Genomic DNA, 19,194 nt, shown 5'->3' with positions numbered 1-19,194 from the left:
AGAGGCGACGACGGGCAGCGCAATCTCGTAGGCACAGTTCTTTCGTGAAGACAACAAAAAAGCGCTCCACCTCGGGAGCGCTCTTTTTCGAAGGCCCAACCATTTGCCGGGCCGAATCGATACTGTGACTGAACGAAGCTTCACACGGCGACAGGCACGTCGCCCGCCGGAGCGAAGGCCGCCGGCAAGGTGGCGCCGTCCTGAACCACGACATAGCAGTCCTCGGCCGCCAACAGGGCCCGCAGGAACCGTGCGTGCATTTCGTGGCCCGCCTTGTATCCGTGGAAATGGCCTTGGAACCGAACACCGGCTACCGCCAAATCTCCGATCATATCCAAAATTTTATGGCTGACAAATTCATCTTTGAGACGCAAACTTTCGTTCAAGATGCGATCGGCATCGAGCACGATCGCGTTGTCCATGCTGCCGCCCTGGATCAACCCCTTGCTCTTGAGGTAATCGAGGTCCCGCAAAAAACCGAAGGTGCGGGCGGGAGCCACCTGCTCCTCGTATTCCCGCGAATGTACGTTCATCGTCTTGCGTTGACGCTGAATCAGCGGGTGATCGAAACGAATTTCGTAACTGACCCGAAAATCACCGGAAGGGGTCACCCAGACTTTTTTCCCGCCAGCCTCGAAAGAAAAGGGCTTGACGATCTTGAGCACCTTGGCGGGGACGGGTTGGCGCTTGATGCCGGCCTCGTCCAAAAGCACCAGAAACGGCGCCGAGCTGCCATCCATGATGGGAACCTCGGGCCCGTCGATCTCGACGATGACGTTGTCTACGTTGGCACTGAAAAGGGCCGATAGCAGGTGCTCGGTGGTTTGAACGACCACATCTCCGTTTCTCAAGGTGGTCGCCAATTGCAACATCTCGAAATCGATCGCTTCGACGGAGGCTTTCACGTAGGCGCCGTGCAGGTCGGTCCGCACAAAAACGATCCCGGTGTTCGGGGGTGCGGGACGCAACGTCATATGAACCAATTTTCCGGAATGAAGGCCGGTTCCTACGGCGTGCACTTCGTGTCTGATTGTGGCTTGGTTTTTCATGCAACTCCTCCAGCGGCACCACAGTGCACTTTTCAAGCCAACAAAAAAACCACACCCAAATCACTGAATTCAAACCTGTTAACACACAACGTGGTCACAATACCACACATCGCTGTGGTGCTGCGACCACAACCCCACGGTGATCTATGCCACCTTTGACACAACTCGAAATCATGCCCGAAACCCCGATCCTGCCACCGGGACACCCAAACCACGCCGCACCGGAAGGAGCCCGCACCCCCGCGCGCAATCGGGTCGGCGGCGGACTCGCGCATCGGCGACGAATCGACTAAGATAGGGCCTGTCATTCAACCCGATCCCGCCGACTCAGCCTGCACGCCCGAACGCCACCGGCCAGGCCACAGCTTCGGCTCGGTACACCCCTCACAATCGTCAAGGTGGATCCATGTTCGTCACCAATGTTTTGTCAAGTCACTATCCCGGCTCCCAGACCCAAGAACTCCTCAACCATTTTACCGCTCAGTTGGACCGCCTCGGTCACGAGCACACCACGTACGACCTCTATCAAAGCGATTTCAACCCGATCATGCACGGCGATGATTTCAATCAGTTCTTCGGCAAACCCCTGCCCGAAGACGTCACCGCCATCCACGAAACACTGAAAAAGAGCGCTGCCCTGACCTTCTTCTACCCGGTCTGGTGGAACGGCATGCCCGCGATCATGAAGGGCTGGGTCGATCGCGTGTTCGCCAGGGGTTTCGCCTACGATTACGGCCCCGAGGGCACTCGCGGCATGCTGGAACTCGAGAAGGTCATCCTCGTCTGCTCACTGGGCAACAAGAAAGAGGACGTAGACCCCAGGCTCGAGGACGCCATGCGCCTCATTCAAGAAGTGGGCGTGTTCAATTTCTGCGGCGTCAAAGACGTCTCCCAGATTTTTCTCTACAATTCCTCGGGCTCGCCGGAGATCAAGCAAGCCTGCATGGACCAGCTCGTGGAGCTGGCCGACGCCCTCTGACACCAGCGCAGGCACCCGAAAAGACTCCCAACGGAACCCCACAGAACACGAGGGTCGGCCCCGGGCGACGCGAGTCCCGAACCGCCCCATCGACACGGAGAGGCAATCATGAATCACAGCGACGCGACATTCCGCCCGGCCAAGGTCGCGGTCATCACCGTATCGGACACCCGCACCGAAGAAACCGACACATCGGGCCGCTATCTGCGCGAAACCCTCGCGGAAGCGGGTCACGACGTCGTGTTCCACACCATCATCAAAGACGAACCGGACCAGATCCGCGAGCGTGTGGCCCAACTAGTGGCATCCAACACCTGCGGATTCGTCATCCTGACCGGCGGCACCGGGTTCACGCCTCGCGACGGCACGCCGGAAGCCCTGGCTCCGCTCTACACCAAGCGCATCCCCGGATTCGGCGAATTGTTCCGTCACCTGAGTTACGCGCAAATCGGTCCGGCCACGATTCAAAGCCGGGCCGAAGCGGGCCTTTGCGGCCATGCGATCGTATTCGCCCTACCCGGTTCCACCAACGCATGCCGCCTGGCCATGGAAAAAATCATCCTGCATCAGATCGACAATACCAGCAAGCCTTGCAACTTCAGGGGAACCGTGGGTGACCCGGTGGAATCGACACCGGACTGAGGCCTCGAAGCACCACTTTTCCAGGCCGCTCCCCCACCCCGCCACACCGGCTCGCCATCACCCGACTCCTGGCGCTCGGCGCCGTGAGTCGGGTTGATTTTCTGGTTCATTCCGGATACATTGGGATGCCAATCAATGATAGGATGAAGAGAGAAGTTAACCATTAATTAAGGGTTACGGGACTATGAACATTCAGGTCAGCGACGTAGACGACATCACAATCATCGCCATCGACGGAATGGTGACCATCGGCTCAGATCAAAAATTGGCCGATACTTTTCGCGAACAAATTGCCCGCAACAGGCATCAAATCGTTCTGGACATGACCCGCGTCAAATACATCGACAGCTTGGGAATCGGCCAAATCGCCGGCGGCTACACATCGCTCGACGAGGTCGGCGGGCAACTCGTCCTGGCCCGCACCAACACCAAGATCAAGGAATTGCTTCGATTGACCGGACTGCAAAATCACATCAAGACGTTTGACACGGTCGAAGACGCCATTCAGGCGCTCTAGGCGGCGCGACGACACCGCATTCAGGGCCGTGACCCCCGCGTCACGACGCGAAGCATCGAAGCCGGACCACGATCCCTCCAGTCCGACAATCTCCTCGACCAACAAGGGCATCCCCAGGAAAGGCGTCGGCGCTTGCGACACCCTGCCGAAGGCATGGAGAACAGCCAGATCGTGCGACACGGGACCGAACGTGGCGTCTCGGCTTGCTTCGCCCACGGATTGCGGACGCTTCCTTCCCGGCGGGGCATGCCTCGCCTCCGACCACAGAACGGAAAGATCGCACCTGCCGCGTTGGCTTGGTTGCACGGGCGAGCCATCGGGTATCCAGCCTCAGCCGACATCTTTATTCCGCTTCATGGCTGAATCCCGATTTTCGGCAGCCGAGACCTAGCTGCACGGCACCCCGAGCCAGCTCGGAGGCACCCTCTAAAAACTCGCTGATTCAGGATGGATCCGACCCATGAAAAAAGAGACCCTTTGGCAACCCTACCCCGAAGAACTGCGGACCCTCGCTTCCGGCGAACTGCAGTTCTCCGTCTCCATACCCGACCACCCGCACGTGGTCATGGGCGCCAGCGGGAAACCGGAAAAAGAGGTTTTCATCGAAGCCCTTCGCGAGCGCCACATCCCGCTCTACAAACGCAAGGGCGGAGGCGGGACCGTCCTATTGGGACCCAACACTATCGTCGTGACGATTCACGCGGATGTGGTCCATCCCTTCCACAATCTGGGCTATTTCTCGGCGGTGAACCGGGCCCTGATGGCCGTGTTTGGCCAATGGGCGGATCTGGACTACCGGGAACGCGGCATCTCCGATATCGCCATCGGCCAGCGAAAAATCCTGGGAAGCTCGATCTATCGACGAAAACAATACCTGCTCTACCAGGCTTCGCTGCTGGTGGACCTGGATCTCGACCTGATGGAAAAAGTACTGCGATACCCCCCCAAGGAACCGGATTACCGTCAGGGCCGCGCTCACGCGGATTTTGTAACCAGCTTGCGGGAAAACGGCGTGCAAATCGACGCAAAAACGCTGGCAGCGGATTTACGCTCAAACCTCCGCCCATTCCTCCAACGGGAACTCGACCGAGCCAACCGGGCGGCAAGCTCTTGAGAGACAAGCATTTTTGCGACCCGATCTCAATTAAGGTCAAGTCTCAACTGACCATTTACAACTGGCTCCCTTTCGTGGTTTTTTGTATGATGATCAGTTTCAATACCGGGAGTTGGAGGCTCATATGACTCATGTCGTTACCAGTAACTGCTTGAATTGCAAATTTACCGACTGCGTCCTAGTCTGTCCTGTAGATTGCTTTTATGAAATGGAAAAGCAGTTGGTCATCGATCCCGATGAGTGCATCGATTGTTCGGCATGCGTTGCAGAATGCCCGGTCGAAGCGATATATGCCGAGGACGAGATCCCCGACAACGAAGAAGACGCGTTGGAATTCAACACCAACGAGGCGGCTCGGATCAAGGACGAGGGCGGACAGCCCATCACCGACCAAAAGGATCCGCTCCCCACGGCAGATGATCGAAAGGCCGAACTCGGCTTCTAGATCCATTCAGCGAGGTGAACGAGCGCGCCGATACCCCACATCGGCTCGCCACCAGCGGGATTCGCGCGACTCGTTTCCCGAATCCCGCCACCCACCTCTCGCAATCAGTAGGACCGCGGCAACCCCATCAGATCGGGCCGGGCGGTTCGCCAACCTTCCGGCAAGCGCTGTTCGCGCCAAGGTGGCGCTTCTCCTTCGACATCCCCATTTCCAACCCGCATCGGCTCCGGCTCCGCCAGAGCGTCGCCATCGACATTCGTCAACAGCAGGCAGGTCAAACCTTCGCCCTGCTCCGGGTCGGGCAGCACCATGGCCACACCCTTGTTCACCAGGTTGACGAAGCTGCCGAAGGGGTGCTCGCCCCAAAAGCGCAGGAAATTTTTGAACAGCCCGGCATCGAAATGATACCCGGCCCAACGCCCCATGGTCTTCAACGCCTCGAAATGGGAATAACGTCGCCGAAAGCGCCGCTCGGTCGTCAACCCTTCGAAACAATCGACGATGTGCAGCACCTGGGACAGGAGATGGGGATCGCGGACACCTGCCGGGTACCCCTTGCCGTCCGGGCGCTCGTGATGCTCGCGAATGAAGCGACGCACGTCGGGGTCAGCCAAGGGGCCGCCGTCCTCGGCGGCGGGCTCGCCCTCCAACAAGGGGTGCTTGCGCATGCGCCTCATTTCTTCGTGGCTGAAATAACCGAAGGTGTAGACCAGATCCTCCGGACGCCAATGACCCAAATCGTGGAACAAGGCGGCGACCGACAGCTTGTCGGCCATCGCGCCCAACTTGTGACCCCAGGACATCCAAGCGCGCGACAACAGCAGCACGTTGACACCGTGACGCGGCGTCATGGCGTGACTGCTCTTGATACGCGTCATCAACGCGGCCTGATAGGGGTGCTCGTCGACCCAATCGAGCACATGGCGAAAAGCCGGAGACGCGATCAGGCGCTCCGGCTTCAGACGCCGCCGTAGTACGGCGAGAAAGTCCTGCTCCAGCTTGACGATCGAGCGGTTGATTTCGTCCAGGTCTTCAACCGGCTGCCACATGGAAATCAGGCTTTCTTCTCTTTACCCTTGTTGATGGCGTGTTGGGCGATGCCCAATTTGGCGCTGATACCGATCACGGTGGCGCAGGCACCGGGGCTGGACATCAGGCAAACCACGATAACGATGCCCATCAATTGCAGCAGGCTGGTAACCCGCAACGACATCACGATTTCGTAAAGAGCGGTAAAAATGAGATTGATCATCACCTACTCCCAAAAAGGATGGGGCCATTATAGTCAACCCGGGGGCATTCGTCCACGCGAAAGCAGGGACAAGACCCAACCCGTGACGAATCGGGCGCCGCGTTCGCGACGCACCTGTTTTGGATCGCTCAGGAAATGGCGACCACTTCCTTGATGTGCGGCAATACCGCCCGCAGTTTCTGCTCGATTCCGGCCTTCAGGGTGATGGTGGAACTGGGGCAGCCACTGCAGCTCCCCTGCATGAAGACCTGAACGACTCCGTCCTGATAGCCCGCAAAGGAGATGTTGCCGCCATCCGCGGCCACGTAAGGTTGGATTTCATCGAGAACCTTGCGGATTTGAACGATTTCGTCCGAATGGGCCTCGTCTTCACGGCGCTGGGCGGGTCGAAAATGGGGCTGAACGCCACTTTGCACGTGGTTTCGAATGGTCTGGCCGATCTCGCGGGCGAATTGCTGCCAGACCAGTTCGTCGACCTTGGTGATGGACACGAAATTCTGAAAGGCGAAGATCGATTTGACTCCGTCCAACGCGAATAGCTTTTCGGCAAGGGGACTCCCTTCCGCCTCTTCCGGCTTGGCGTAGGAAACCGGGTCACCCTCGACCATCTGGCGATCGACGATGAATTTCATGCACTCCGGATTGGGAGTCGGGTTGGCGGTGATGTACACAGTCTCAGCGCTCATGGGGACACCTCTGTATCGTGGCAGGACGAGCTGCCGTGTTTTGATCTCCGGATTGCGCGCGCGAACGGCGCACACACTCCGCAAACCAAATGGGGTCGCCATCGATCAATCAGGACCAACCCGGGCCTGTTTCCCATCATAAGCCAAATTCCAGAAATTGACCAGAAGCGGCGGCGACGCGATCACCGCAGGTCGGCACCGACCGCCTCTCCGACCGTGGCAAAGCCGTCGCGCCGCAACAGTTCATCCAATTCGTTGAGGATGTAGATCACGGTGCCGGGTCCGCGATAGATGAAACTGGTATAGATCTGGACACAGGCCGCACCGGCCCGAATTTTCTCGTAGGCATCGGCACCACTGGAAATGCCGCCCACGCCAATCAAGCTCACCCGCGAGGGCAGTCGCTCCCGTAAAAAGCGTACGACCTCCGTCGCCCGCTCGCGCAGGGGTCGACCACTCAAACCGCCGGCCCCCATGGACGACACCCGGCTTTCCGGCGTTTTCAGACCACCGCGCTCGATCGTCGTATTGGTGGCGATCACACCGTCCACCCCCGTGGCCTCGACCACGTCCACGATGTCTTCGAGCTGCGACTCGTTCAGATCGGGTGCGATTTTGAGCAGCAGCGGAAGCCGAGGCTCCCGATTGAGCTCCATCAAGGCGCCGAGCAGGGCTTTCAGGGGCTCGCGCTCCTGGAGTTGGCGAAGGCCGGGGGTATTGGGACTGCTGACGTTGACGACAAAGTAATCGACCAGCGGCTTCAGCAATTTGAAGGTGTAAGTATAGTCCTCGACCGCCTGCTCCAGCGGGGTCACCTTGGATTTGCCGATATTGCCGCCAATGGGGATGCTCGAGGGTTTCGAGGCCAATCGCTCGGCGATGACATCGGCACCGTGGTTGTTGAAACCCATCCGGTTGATCAGCGCCCGATCTTCGGGGAGCCGAAACAATCTGGGTTTGGGGTTGCCCGCTTGCGCTTTCGCGGTTACGGTACCGATCTCGGCATATCCAAATCCCAGCCGATCGAGCCGCGAGAACATCTGCGCGTTCTTGTCGAAGCCGGCCGCGAGGCCAACGGGATTCTCGATCGGAATGCCGCACATTTCGGTGCGCATGCGCGCCGCGTCGTAGCGCGCTCGCGGCAGTTGCAGAGGCAGGGTGGCCGCGCCCAGAAAACTCGAAACGGCCGTGACGGCCAGGTCGTGGGCGGTCTCGGGCGCCAGACAGAAAAAGAATCGCTTCAACACGGCCTCGTACAGCATCCACTACCCCCTGGCTTCCCTTGGTTCCATCATCTCTGCGAACAACCGACATACAGCCGGCGATCGACCCGGCTTCGGAGCCCGGGCCTGCGGTTCACCAGGCGGCGGGGAAAACCCACGCCGCTCGCAAGCCGCTTCGGCAAAAAGTGCAAACCATGCTAATCAAAGGTATCCGAAGCGATTTGTCAACGAGAAACCTGATTCGGGCCATCCACCTTCATTATTAAGATGGAAATGACGCGCGGTCGTCGAGCTGGTAACGCACAGGCGGATGAGATCGCGAGCGAGGGGTACCACCGAGGCACCGGAATCCGCGGAACGCGCGCCGGAAGCGCCGATCTCCACGTAGCGCGATCGCTTCACGCACCAGGGCGACCCGGTATCGCGGAATCAGGGGCTTCTCGGCGTCATCGATTTTCGATGATGCTCGAACCGGCCCGGATGAGGTAAGTCGGCGCCTCGGTACGCCATTCGGTCGCATTTCAGATGACGACCCGACCAGATGACTCGAGGGGCGGCGTGAACCGACGATGGGTTTCAACGCGCGGCGCCCCTCCTGGTTGTCATTGGAATCGAAATGGAAACGTGCACATCAGGCGACGGTATAGGTGGTATCACGACGGTCGCCCTGGCGCTTGACTTCCTTGCTTTTCAACAGCTCTTTAATGCGAATGTTCCACGTAGAAGCAGAAATACCGGTATCGCGGATGATCTGATTCTTCTTGAGAGGAACACCGGCGGACTTGAGGCATTTGAGAATCCGTGCCCGTGATTCTTTTGCCGACATACGGGTACCGCCTTGAGCCTTGCCTTTCTTGAAGTGGAAAGCCAGACTGTTGGCACCGCGCACTTGGCGGATAGTGACGTCGATATTTTCCTTGCGAGAAACGTAAAGAAAGGCCTTTTTCACTTGGCTTGCCTTCTCGTTTTTCTCAAGGTCCCAGTAAACATTATTATCTTCAGCCGCTCGCTGGGCTTCCTGAAGAATGCCAAGGTAATCATCATACTCTTCTTGCTTCAGAAAGCTCTTATGCTTGGGCTCTGTCCTGAGTTTACCCACTTTTCACTCCTCAATAAGGTGATGCAACGCCCTGATCTTATAAAGGGGTAATGCGAAAGTCAATCAATATAGGCCATTTTCTATTATATTCCATACAACTAAATCCAAAGCTCCTATAGACTTCGCCCTCCTGAATGTCTTGATTAAATGCTCCAAAGTGGCACTGACGATCGGTTGGGTGGCAAAACAGCCGGCGTCCACACAGTGTTTGACTTACAGCGAGCGCTTTATTGAGATCTCTAAGAAGAGAATGATTCTGATGGAGTCTAATGAAAATCTCAATACATCTAGCACTAGGCTCGCGCATGCCGCAAAGTGCCAACCGCAGAAAACCGAACAGAACCACAGCAGAACGTCTCTTCGATCTATCTCAATCATTTCCAAACGCTTGAGCACAGACCCCTTACTTTCACTAGATCACCTCCCGCAAAAAATGCGGGATCTGACATGGCCACATAAAAAAACATCCCCACCGCTCTTTTCCAACTTCACCAAGATTCACAGCGACACCCTCCTTCACACACTGTCCTTTTTTAAAGCCCTCAGAGTCTATTCTCAAAATCAATAAGCCATAGCCCTAATATGCCAATCTCGAGTTAGCGGCAAAGGCATGACCTAAATGACCAAAAATAGAGTTTTTTCAATAAAAATCATATTTCATAGGGCCGACCCGCTCTCCTACATCCTCACAACGATACGGTTTGACGCCCGGCAAGACCTTCCCCAAGGCTTTCCACCAGGTCAGGTCAAACACACTACCGAAACACGTAAAAAAAACGCCGCAAGCCTGTCTACGTTTTTAACTCGAGGTCCAAGACAAAGATCGACACCATAGTCGAACCACGGCCGTATCGCCCGGCTTTCCCAGGGTTTTTCGGATGCCTGCCGGGGACGCCATCGCGGATCCGATTCCCAGCGGTCTTGGATATTGTCCATCCAGAAACGGCGGATTTTAAACGATGCCCCCTGAACGGGCTTGGCACCGGTCTCGGCCACCGAGTGCCAGTTTTCATCTAATCGTATGAAACCAAAAGCCTTGCTAAGGGATAGCTCCTGCGACGCCGATACCGCGCCCATCCAGACGCGCCAACTTGGAAGTGACGACTATCGCGTCTCCGGATCGACACTGGATCGCGCCGGGAACGTCCCTTAAAAGACGAAACTGGTCTTGTCCCGATCCAGCAATTTGTCGCTCGCCAATTGATCTCGGCAAGCCAATACCGAATCCACGGGGCCTTTCAACTGGCCGTAAACCTGATAAAACACGCGAAATTCGGTTTCTTTTTTGACCTTTAGTGTCACCTTGCAACGCACTCCTTTTGCAATATAAGGATGACAAAGGGTCAGCACCTTTACCTTCAACATTTCGTCGGAAGCCGTGGGGCTCTCGAAATCCATCAAGACCAGGGCCTGATCGCGAAACGCATAGTATTCCACCGCTTGAAGCAGTTTCAAGGGAGCCGCGTCTTTGGTGGAACCGGTAAAAAGCAGGCGCAACTCATCATAGGCAAAAAACAGTGCTTTCTTGGTTTGAATCTTATGGGACAGGATCTCGATCTTCTTTGCATTTTCCAACTCGAGGTAGTAATCGAGGACCGCTTTCACACGCTTCTTTTTCCCGGTACAGAAAAGCACCTTGGTCATGAAGTCACCTAAGAGAGTTGGATGGAAGTGATTGCAATTTCCAAAAGAATGACACAGTTACCCCCAAAACTCAAAGCATTTCCCACCGGTCCGACCGGCCGATCGTCGCCGTGCGGCGGCCGATCGCATCCACCAGATTACCGACTCAACATTATTTTTTCAAACATGTTGGCTCCCGTTCCCAGGCGAAGGCCGAGCCCTCTCCGGTTCCCGGGGCCACAGCGCCGCACCGCGACGCCATCGAGGGGACACGGATTGCATCGCCCCGGTCGCCACGACCGTCGGCCGACCTCGAAATTCGTCCTGGATGAGTCCGCGCCCAATCGCGATTCAAGGCGATTGGGGGAGCCTCATCTCGACGCGGTATTTTCTGCCACGCCAGACAGCCACCACACCCGCCACCAGGATGACACTGCCGAGCAGGACCGCCAGAAGGGGAAGCCCGACGTTCAATCGTTCGATCAGGGCCCCGCTGATGAAGGTGGACAGGCAGATCATCAACGTCGCCAGGCCGAGTTCCGCGGCAAACACGCGCCCCGCGAACCGATCCTGTACCTGGCGCTGCAGCAGGACCGTGGAGAAGACCCAAACGGTGCTGCCACCGAGGTGCGCCAGAAAGACGGTGGCGAAAGCTGCGGCCGGGTGCTGTACCCACGCCAGCATGATGTAGAAAAAACCGCCGCAAAAGAAGGAGTACCACACGGCGCGGTACATGCGATCCAGGTCTTCCCCGCTGTAACGCCGCGCGATGATCGGTCCGAACGCGGTTCCGGCCGCCCGCGCCGTGAACAGGAAGGCGGTGCCCAGATCGGGATGGCCACCGAAGTTGAAGACCCGTTCGCCAAAGAGGGTCAGGAGCAATTGAACGCCCCCGGCCATGCACCAGCCGGCCTTGAGACACAGGCTGTACCCGATCAGGGGCCGGGACCGCACGTATCCCAAGCCCTCGAACACGTCGCGAATGCCCAGGATGCGCGTCCAATGGACGGCCTCGATGCGCTTCGGCCGAACGGGTAATCGCAGACCCACCAGGAAAACCGCCGAAAACAGATAGGTGGACACGTCGAGGGCCAAGGCCACCCGCCATCCCAGGAATTGGGTGATCAGTCCACCCAGGGCTGCGCCCAACGCATAGATGACGGACCAGGTCAGGGCCCCCAGCGAATTGGCCGTGGTCAGGTCCTCGGGGGGCAGGATCTGGGGCAGGCAAGCCGTTCTGGCGGGCTCGAAAAAGGCCGAGGCGACCGCTTGAACCAGGGCCAGGCCCAGCACGAAGACGACGGCCTGGTCGCGAAAGTAGGGCACCAAAAAGAAGGCGGAGACCACGGCGACGCGCACGAGATCGGAAACGATCATGATCCACTTGCGGCTGACCCGATCGGCCACGACCCCGGCCGCCGGCCCGGCCAGGAACGCGGGCAACAGCTTGACGATGAACAGCGCGCCGATGAGTTCGGGGCGATTGTGGCCCAACTCGCGCAGCAATCCCAGCAGCGCCAGCAGGTTCAACCAATCGCCCAACAACGAGATCGTCCGCGACACGTAGATCCGTCGGTAGTGGGGATGTTCTTTCAGGACACGCCAATACGCTCGCAATGAATCTCAATCCCTCGTTCGATCCGGCCACGAGCCGCGCAGCCTATCAAATTGCCGGTCGATCGCGAGAAGCGCGCTCGTTCGGCAGCCGGCCGGATGACAAATAAATCCCGCCATCATAACCCGATAGCGCTGTCGTGAGCGCAACAATTCCCGATCGCCGCCGGCAGGCGGACCGATCCCGGGAGAAATAGCCGCGATGGTGGCGACCAATCAAACGAGGGCGGAACCCGAATCGCGAGATTCGGGTTCCATGGAAACATTAATTAATACCGTGCATACCCTTCTTGAGCAGCGGTGCGATCACGAGCACGAAGAATCCGAACCCGAACGCCAGGCCGGCCACCGTGCCGAAGACACTGCCGTAGGCCATGACGCCCGAACCGGCTTCGGCGGCTTCTCCACCGGTGGTGAACTTGGCGATGATACCGGCCAGGTTGTTGGCGAAGGCGGTGAACAGGAACCACATCCCCATCATCAGGCCGGTGATGCGCTGCGGCGACAGCTTCGTCACCATCGACAACCCTACCGGGGAAACGCACAGTTCGCCCGTCGTGTGGAACATGTAGCCGAGAATCAGCCAGACCATGGCGACCTGGCCGCCGTCCTTGGCGGTGGTGGCGCCGTACCAGAGGCACACGAAACCGAGTCCCACCTGGGCGATCCCCAGACCGAACTTGAAGGGGGTGCTGGGCTCCTTGTCACGCTCCGCCAGCCAGATCCACAGCATGGAAAAGGGAATCGCGTAGAGCAGGATGAACAGCGAGTTCACCGACTGGAAGACCGAGGCCGGAATCTCGAAGTTGAACATCACGCGATTGACGAATTCGTCGGTGAACAGGTTCATGGAGCTGCCGGCCTGCTCGAAGAAAGCCCAGAAAGGCACGGAAAAAATGATCAGGACCAACGCCACGAACAGGCGGTGGGATTCGATACGCTCGCACTTGGAGATGCCGTAACCCGCCACGAGCAGTACCGACAGGGCCGCGATGGTACCCAGCATGTAGGTCACGAAGGTGTGGAGCTGAACCAGTTGCCAGAAGACGAATACCGCGAGGAAGGAGCCGATGTAGACCGCCCACTCCTTGTTCACCCCGGGCAGCACCTGGTGTTTCAAGGCATCCGCATCGGGCGGCTCGGCCCGTTCCTTCAAATGCTTGCGACCGTAGATGAACTGCAGCAGACCCAGGACCATGCCGATCCCGGCGAGCCCGAAACCGTAGTGCCAACCGATCTGCTCGCCGACGTACCCGCAAATCAACGGCGCCAGGAAGGCGCCCAGGTTGATGCCCATGTAGAAAATGGTGAAACCCGCGTCGCGGCGGGCATCGCCCTCGTCGTACAGACGACCGACGATACTGGAGATGTTCGGTTTGAAAAAGCCGTTACCGACGATGATGAACGCCAAGGCCAGATAGAAAACCTGTTCCTGTTCGAAAGCCATGACGAAGTGTCCGATCGACATCAAAATGCCGCCGAGAATCACGGCCTTGCGAAAACCCAGAATACGATCGGCGATCAGGCCACCGATCAGCGGTGTGAGGTAAACCAGCGCGGTGTAACTCCCATACACCGCCACGGCCTCACTATCGGGATTGTCCATGTGTGCGAAAAGCTGTTTGGCGCAGTACAGCACGAGCAGCGCACGCATGCCATAGTAACTGAAACGTTCCCACATCTCGGCCATGAAGAGCACATACAGGCCGCGCGGGTGACTGTGTTTGACCTCTGTCATAGTGTTGATACCCTCAAAGTCTTCTTTTTCCCAGAATGAAGCCGGAGCCGCTCGATACCGAAGCATGGAGCGTCGACAAAAAAAATCAAAAGATTGGGGGAGCAAAAACCGACTCGGAACCGGTGTGCCGGGCTGAAACCGGGTGCGTAAAACTCCAACGGGGAGAGGCCCAGAGCCCATGACCGCGAGTAGTTCGCGTAACAAAAAATTTGCTACCCACTTACAATAACGACCCGCAGTATAACCCAGCACGAGCGGGGTCAGCAACCAAGAGCAAAGAAGCCAATCACGTGAGCTACCTCCGACAGGTAAGCCCTTTCTCTCCGGAAGAAATTACAAGCCCCCGAAAAAGCGCAATTCCAGCAATACAAACCAAATAAAAAGAGCCTATTGCATGCTGCCCCCATTGACGCATAAAATTGGTTCAGGTGTTAATGAGCCGAACGACTCGCGCCCGATGCCTCTACATTGCAGGACCGGTGCGATTCGACCTAAAACGCGCGACTCGCGCGGAAGGAATTTGCCGAGAAACAGGAACTCAACGGATTGGGAGGAGCTGCCGAGGTGGATCCACCCAGATCGGGCCACCGCGGTGAGGCCATCGAAACGGCACCACTGAAAAGCGGCGCGACCAGCGGAATCGACCGCACTCGAGCATTCGTTCAAACCGTTGCCCCCCAATGATCGACAGAAACCACCCGCCAGCGATTGGCTCCCTTTAGGTTCAGTTCATCCACCACTCGACGTTCGAGCAGCAACCAAATCGGCGGTTGATTTCCCGAGCCGTGGCACACGAGGTGGAATGGAATCCCACGCCGAATTCACCCGGGGCATCCGCGCAACGCACATCCCCATCGACACCATGGAAAGCGATCGGCAACCAGCATGACGAAAGAAGAACAACGCTTGTGGATGAACCGGGCCACGACCTTTTTTCAATGAGCTGAGCTTGCCGGCGGTCGAACCGCCACCCGAATCTCAACCCTTTTCAACTTCAAAAGGCCAAAGCGGGCATTCCTCCCACTCTTTTCATCACTTCTGCGATCCAGCGCCTTGAGCATCCCCAAACCGCCGCCATCGTGGCTCCGCACATCCACTCGACATCCCTACCAGGTAGGGTCCCCCACTCGGAGGCCGTAAGTCCAAGCCCACATTCTTCATCCGGATTTCAAGCAGACCCTGGGAAAAAGGCCATGGCGGGAGCACTCCCGTCGACCGGCACCTCATCTCAGCGCGATTCTCCAACGTGCGCCACACGGAACCCCGCTTCGGCTTTCGGACGGCGACGGGGGTTTGCGCCGATCCGGTACGCATCACCGGGAAGATGTGGCGGAGGCACGCGATTGCGCGCCACCATCCCAAGGCCTGCGGCCACCTCGATCGCCATCCTCGACGGACCTGTCCGGATCACCGCCGACGGCTCCGCCAACCCGACCCGGAAACCACCGCCCCGAAGGCACACGCCGAGATCGCACCGGCGCCCTCGATCAGGCGACCATCCTCAAGCAATGCAAATTCAGCGAGTCGCGTTTCGGCTCGAGATTCCTTATTGGTAGGCGTTGGAAGCATGGAGTGCTATAATCCTCGTTATTCTTCCAATGCGTGCCCAAAATCATTTCTCATGTAATCCGCACGAAAGTCGATGAAGACTTTGGTGCATGTGCTGTTTCCAAGGGGGTTTGTTCGTGGTACGCGGGTTGCTGCCGATAGTCCTTTTTTTCGCATCCAGCGTTTTTGCGCAAAACGGCTTATCTTCACATGTAAGCTTGATCAAGGAAGTTATGCCCAATTCCACACGCGTGGCGATTTTGTTCAAAGCGGGTGACTCCGCAGTGGAAGCCGCCATTCAAAAGACGAGCACCGAGAACGGTCTGATGGTCGTGCGCGTGCCGGTCAACTCTATTCGGGAGATCGCTCCGGCGATGAGAAACCTCCAATCCTTCGATGTCGATTTCGTGTACCTGGTCGAGGACCGAATCGTTACCGGAACCAATTCCATCAAATTCGTAGTCAAACAAACCGTGAAGAAGGGAATCCCGGTTTTTACCTCGGCCGAAAATGCATTCAAGGGTGGCGCCTGTGGTCAATTGGTCGGCGAGGGCGGCGGTTTGCTATTGAAGATCAACGGCAAAGTGAGTTCGCGCTTCGAACTGAAGATTCCCGAGGGTAGCGGAAAAATTAAAATCGAGGAATGAGCATGGCGGTGAAGAGCTTACTCAATATCCGAATCAAGACCAAGATTTGGGGCGGCTTCCTAACGTTGGTCGCGGTTTTGTCGATCGTTTTCGCCTTCGTGACGGATTACCTTTTCCAGCGCAATCTTTTCAATGAGTTCCTGACCCGTATCGAGAGCGATACATCCAGCTTTATCAACGAGATAACGCTGAACTTGATCATGGGTGACACGGAAGCGGTGGAAAAGAGCATGAGCACGCGATTGAGGGGCTCGGATCTGGTCGGCCTGCTCGTCTACGACAGCGGTGCGGAGACCTGGACCTATCGCGCCTCGAGCAGCACGGGAGACGTGATGACTCCCGAGGCGCTCGAAACCGAGCAAAAGAAATTGCTCGATTACCTTCAGAAAACCAATGTCCGCTTTCAGAACGGCGAGAACTCCATTCCCGTCAAGACCGCCACCGAGGCGGATTTCCTCACATTCGCCAAGGCGATCACCAACAACACCGACTACGGATTTTCCAGCAACCTCCACATGGACGATCTGGACATCCAGGGCAGCAATCACCTGGTGTTCGGAAGTGCGGCGTTCGACGAGGGCTCGGTGGACGCCAGCGCCCAGGTCTTTCTGGTATACAGCCTGGAGCGCATCGACGGCATCATCGGTCGATATCGATTCACATCCTTATTTATAGTCATCGGAGGATGTATCTTGGCCGTCGTCATCGGGATCCTGCTGGGGAACTACATCGTCAGCCCGATCAACGACGTGGTCGATATCATCAAGGACATCGCCGAAGGTGAAGGCGATTTGAGCGTGCGGCTCAAGGCCAGCACCCAGGACGAAATCGGCGACCTGTGCAAGTGGTTCAACACCTTCGTGAGCAAGCTCAACGATTTGATCGGCCGCATGGACAGGACGAGCCACCTGCTCAACACCCAGCTCGCCAACCTGAACAACAACATCGGCCTGCTGCACCAGAACGTCGACCGTACCGACAGCACCTTCCACGCGGTCGCCCAGGTGGGCGACTCCCTGCAACAGGGCATCGACAACATCAACCTGGGCACGGAGACCTCCCACTCGGAAATGGAGAAGGTGGCATCCGGTTCGGAAAAGATGTCCTCCAACATTTCCGAGGTGGCCACGTCGGTTCAGTCGGCGAGCCGCAACCTCGCCGAAGTGGCGACCGCCGTCGAAGAACTGTCGGCCACGCTGCAGGAAATCTCGCGCAACATGGAACACTGCGCCCGCACCACGACGGACGCCACCGAACTATCGAAAAAGGCCAGCGAAAGCGTCAAGGTTCTCGACGAACACGCCCGCAACATCAGCGATTTCGTATCGATCATCGACGCGATCTCCAAGCAGACCAACCTGCTGGCCCTGAACGCCACGATCGAGGCGGCCAGTGCCGGCGAAGCGGGCAAGGGCTTTGCGGTCGTCGCCAACGAAGTCAAGGACCTGGCCAAGCAAACGGCCCAAGCGGTGCAACAGATCGCCAATCGCGTCTCGGAGATCCAACAGAGCACCAACACGGTGATCGAAGCCAACGACCAGATCGCCACCGTGATGAACGAGGTGAGTTCGATCAACACCGGGATCGTCGCCACCATCGAAGAGCAGGCCTCGACCGTTCAGGAGATCCACCGCAACCTGGACAATACCAGTACCGAATCGGAGGCCATCAGCCAGTCCGTGCAGGCCTCGCTGGAGGTCTCCATCGAAGTGCGCGACGCCTGCCAGGAAGCCTTCAAGCAGGCTTCGAGCGTGCTCGGCGTCACCCGGGAAATCCTCGAGCACTCGAAACTGCTCGCGGAGAAGTCCGAAGAAGCCAAGAGCTCTTCCGCCGAGATGGTGACGGCCTTGGGAAGCAGCACCAGTTCCGTGGCCGACTTGAGCGACGCCGCCCAGTCGATGTTGGCCATCACCAGCAAGTTCAAGCTGGACGGATCTCAGGAATCCGAAGCCAAGAAGAAGAACGAATCGCTCGAAGGAGCGAATTGACCGCACCCAGTTTCCATCGCGTCCTCGACCTCGTTCGCGTTTTGCGGATAGGGGCCATGGCGAATCGAGTGGTGGTCGACCTGCATCGCACCACCTCGGCCCCACTCGGTACGCGGCGATGATCGCCGGCCTTCCCCGCTCCGCAATGCGGTTCCCTTCGTCGCGATTTCCCCTCCTTTGGCGAACCCCTCACATCACCTCAAAAGCTGCTCCGCCAGACAGTTCTGCCCCAATCTCCGCCTCGTGTCGCGGTCTCGAATTTGGTTTTTGATTGGCAAACATTGCGGAGTTGCTAAAATACAGCCTTGGCTTTTTCTCCGGTCCGCGTTTTTCGACGGGTTGGATGGATCGGAGAAGCCGTGATCGTTGCGCTCGGATCGAGCGAGGCATGAGGTGATTGCATGAAGGGTGGCGTGGCTTCCAGCGAAAAGAACCGCAAGAAAATTCGCGGCAAAAAGCGCCTAGTCAAGAAGATGCTTTCCGAGGCAGCGGAATTCCAGATGGATCTGAGCCCGGGGCGCACCTTCGATCTATGGCAGTGGCAACCGTCCACACCGTTCGGTCCCGGCGAGTTTCTGCAGGAGAAGGTCGAAAGCCTGTTTTTGGCGTACAACCGGGTCCTGGTCCAGGTGACGGACTACGACGGCCCCTTTCAGACCTGGATCACCGTCGACGAAAGCCCGGAAAACGACAACGCACTGTATTTCCACACGCCGAATCCCACCGGTGTCAAATTTCCGATCCGCTTCTCGGACGTCAATTGGGAAGCGCCGCCTCCCGTTTACCTGCAAACCTATCTGAAGGGCGGAACCTATATCTGTGGCAGGGCCGGCAAAGAGGAAGCGCCGACCTATTTCATCTTCTCCAACTACCACGGCCTGCCGCTACTCTAGTGCTCATCCGCAAACGGAATGATTGCGATCCCAAGGTGGTCGGGCTGGATGGGCTCGGTATCAGCTCTCAGGCGTCCGGCATCGGCAAAGCACTTGGCCATTGGGTATCAGGCAACACCTGATACCTGACGGCCGAT

Annotated in this window: 17 protein-coding genes; 8 read left to right on the top strand and 9 right to left on the bottom strand. The window is 57.7% G+C overall.

Annotated elements, in window-relative coordinates; translation table 11 throughout:
* Positions 1-140: 140 nt before the first annotated feature.
* Positions 141-1,049 (bottom strand): UDP-3-O-acyl-N-acetylglucosamine deacetylase, encoded by a 909-nt coding sequence (gene lpxC / locus J3U87_RS21225; protein WP_237377782.1) that lies wholly within the window; start codon positions 1,047-1,049, stop codon positions 141-143.
* A gap of 406 nt (positions 1,050-1,455) precedes the next feature.
* On the opposite strand from lpxC, the gene J3U87_RS21220 reads away from it, so the two are divergent.
* The 5 genes from J3U87_RS21220 (at position 1,456) to J3U87_RS21200 (ending at position 4,746) form a co-directional block, all read left to right on the top strand.
* Positions 1,456-2,028 carry an NAD(P)H-dependent oxidoreductase gene (locus tag J3U87_RS21220; RefSeq protein WP_237377781.1) on the top strand — a complete coding sequence of 191 codons (573 nt, stop codon included), beginning with the start codon at positions 1,456-1,458 and terminating at the stop codon, positions 2,026-2,028.
* 108 nt (positions 2,029-2,136) lie between these two features.
* Positions 2,137-2,670: a MogA/MoaB family molybdenum cofactor biosynthesis protein gene (locus tag J3U87_RS21215; protein WP_237377780.1), complete on the top strand. Its 534-nt coding sequence runs from the start codon at positions 2,137-2,139 to the stop codon at positions 2,668-2,670.
* 184 nt (positions 2,671-2,854) lie between these two features.
* Positions 2,855-3,187, top strand: coding sequence for an STAS domain-containing protein (locus J3U87_RS21210; protein WP_237377779.1), 333 nt, complete (start codon positions 2,855-2,857; stop codon positions 3,185-3,187).
* Positions 3,188-3,647: 460 nt separating this feature from the next.
* Positions 3,648-4,301, top strand: a complete 654-nt coding sequence (locus tag J3U87_RS21205; protein ID WP_237377778.1) for a lipoate--protein ligase family protein — start codon at positions 3,648-3,650, stop codon at positions 4,299-4,301.
* 124 nt (positions 4,302-4,425) lie between these two features.
* On the top strand, positions 4,426-4,746 hold the full coding sequence (locus tag J3U87_RS21200) for an indolepyruvate ferredoxin oxidoreductase subunit alpha (protein WP_237377777.1): 321 nt from the start codon (positions 4,426-4,428) through the stop codon (positions 4,744-4,746).
* Between the two features lie 104 nt (positions 4,747-4,850).
* On the opposite strand, the gene J3U87_RS21195 is transcribed toward J3U87_RS21200, so the two are convergent.
* From J3U87_RS21195 to J3U87_RS21160, 8 genes are all read right to left on the bottom strand, one after another.
* Entirely contained in the window at positions 4,851-5,795 is a 945-nt protein-coding gene (locus J3U87_RS21195) for an HD-GYP domain-containing protein (protein WP_237377776.1), read from the bottom strand.
* Between the two features lie 5 nt (positions 5,796-5,800).
* On the bottom strand, positions 5,801-5,998 hold the full coding sequence (locus J3U87_RS21190) for a hypothetical protein (protein WP_237377775.1): 198 nt from the start codon (positions 5,996-5,998) through the stop codon (positions 5,801-5,803).
* Between the two features lie 128 nt (positions 5,999-6,126).
* Complete coding sequence (locus tag J3U87_RS21185; RefSeq protein WP_237377774.1) at positions 6,127-6,684, bottom strand: NifU family protein; 558 nt, start codon at positions 6,682-6,684, stop codon at positions 6,127-6,129.
* Between the two features lie 182 nt (positions 6,685-6,866).
* Positions 6,867-7,946 carry a quinone-dependent dihydroorotate dehydrogenase gene (locus J3U87_RS21180; RefSeq protein WP_237377773.1) on the bottom strand — a complete coding sequence of 360 codons (1,080 nt, stop codon included), beginning with the start codon at positions 7,944-7,946 and terminating at the stop codon, positions 6,867-6,869.
* A 592-nt stretch (positions 7,947-8,538) separates the two neighbouring features.
* The gene (locus tag J3U87_RS21175) at positions 8,539-9,006 is read right to left on the bottom strand and encodes a hypothetical protein (protein WP_237377772.1); all 468 of its coding nucleotides are present in this window, start codon (positions 9,004-9,006) and stop codon (positions 8,539-8,541) included.
* Positions 9,007-10,155: 1,149 nt separating this feature from the next.
* Positions 10,156-10,650, bottom strand: coding sequence for a hypothetical protein (locus tag J3U87_RS21170; protein WP_237377771.1), 495 nt, complete (start codon positions 10,648-10,650; stop codon positions 10,156-10,158).
* Positions 10,651-10,980: 330 nt separating this feature from the next.
* Complete coding sequence (locus J3U87_RS21165; RefSeq protein ID WP_237377770.1) at positions 10,981-12,246, bottom strand: MFS transporter; 1,266 nt, start codon at positions 12,244-12,246, stop codon at positions 10,981-10,983.
* Between the two features lie 262 nt (positions 12,247-12,508).
* The gene (locus tag J3U87_RS21160) at positions 12,509-13,981 is read right to left on the bottom strand and encodes a peptide MFS transporter (RefSeq protein ID WP_237377769.1); all 1,473 of its coding nucleotides are present in this window, start codon (positions 13,979-13,981) and stop codon (positions 12,509-12,511) included.
* 1,685 nt (positions 13,982-15,666) lie between these two features.
* Between J3U87_RS21160 and J3U87_RS21155 the strand changes: the two genes are divergently transcribed.
* The 3 genes from J3U87_RS21155 to J3U87_RS21145 all read left to right on the top strand — a co-directional run bounded on the left by J3U87_RS21155 (position 15,667) and on the right by J3U87_RS21145 (position 19,057).
* Positions 15,667-16,176 (top strand): ABC transporter substrate binding protein, encoded by a 510-nt coding sequence (locus J3U87_RS21155; RefSeq protein ID WP_237377768.1) that lies wholly within the window; start codon positions 15,667-15,669, stop codon positions 16,174-16,176.
* Positions 16,177-16,178: 2 nt separating this feature from the next.
* Positions 16,179-18,164 (top strand): methyl-accepting chemotaxis protein, encoded by a 1,986-nt coding sequence (locus J3U87_RS21150; protein ID WP_237377767.1) that lies wholly within the window; start codon positions 16,179-16,181, stop codon positions 18,162-18,164.
* 401 nt (positions 18,165-18,565) lie between these two features.
* Positions 18,566-19,057 (top strand): hypothetical protein, encoded by a 492-nt coding sequence (locus J3U87_RS21145; RefSeq protein ID WP_237377766.1) that lies wholly within the window; start codon positions 18,566-18,568, stop codon positions 19,055-19,057.
* The last annotated feature ends 137 nt before the right edge of the window (positions 19,058-19,194 follow it).

The organism is Sulfidibacter corallicola, assembly GCF_017498545.1.
Taxonomy (GTDB): Bacteria; Acidobacteriota; Holophagae; order Acanthopleuribacterales; family Acanthopleuribacteraceae; genus Sulfidibacter; species Sulfidibacter corallicola.
This window is presented reverse-complemented; position numbering and strand designations above follow the sequence as displayed.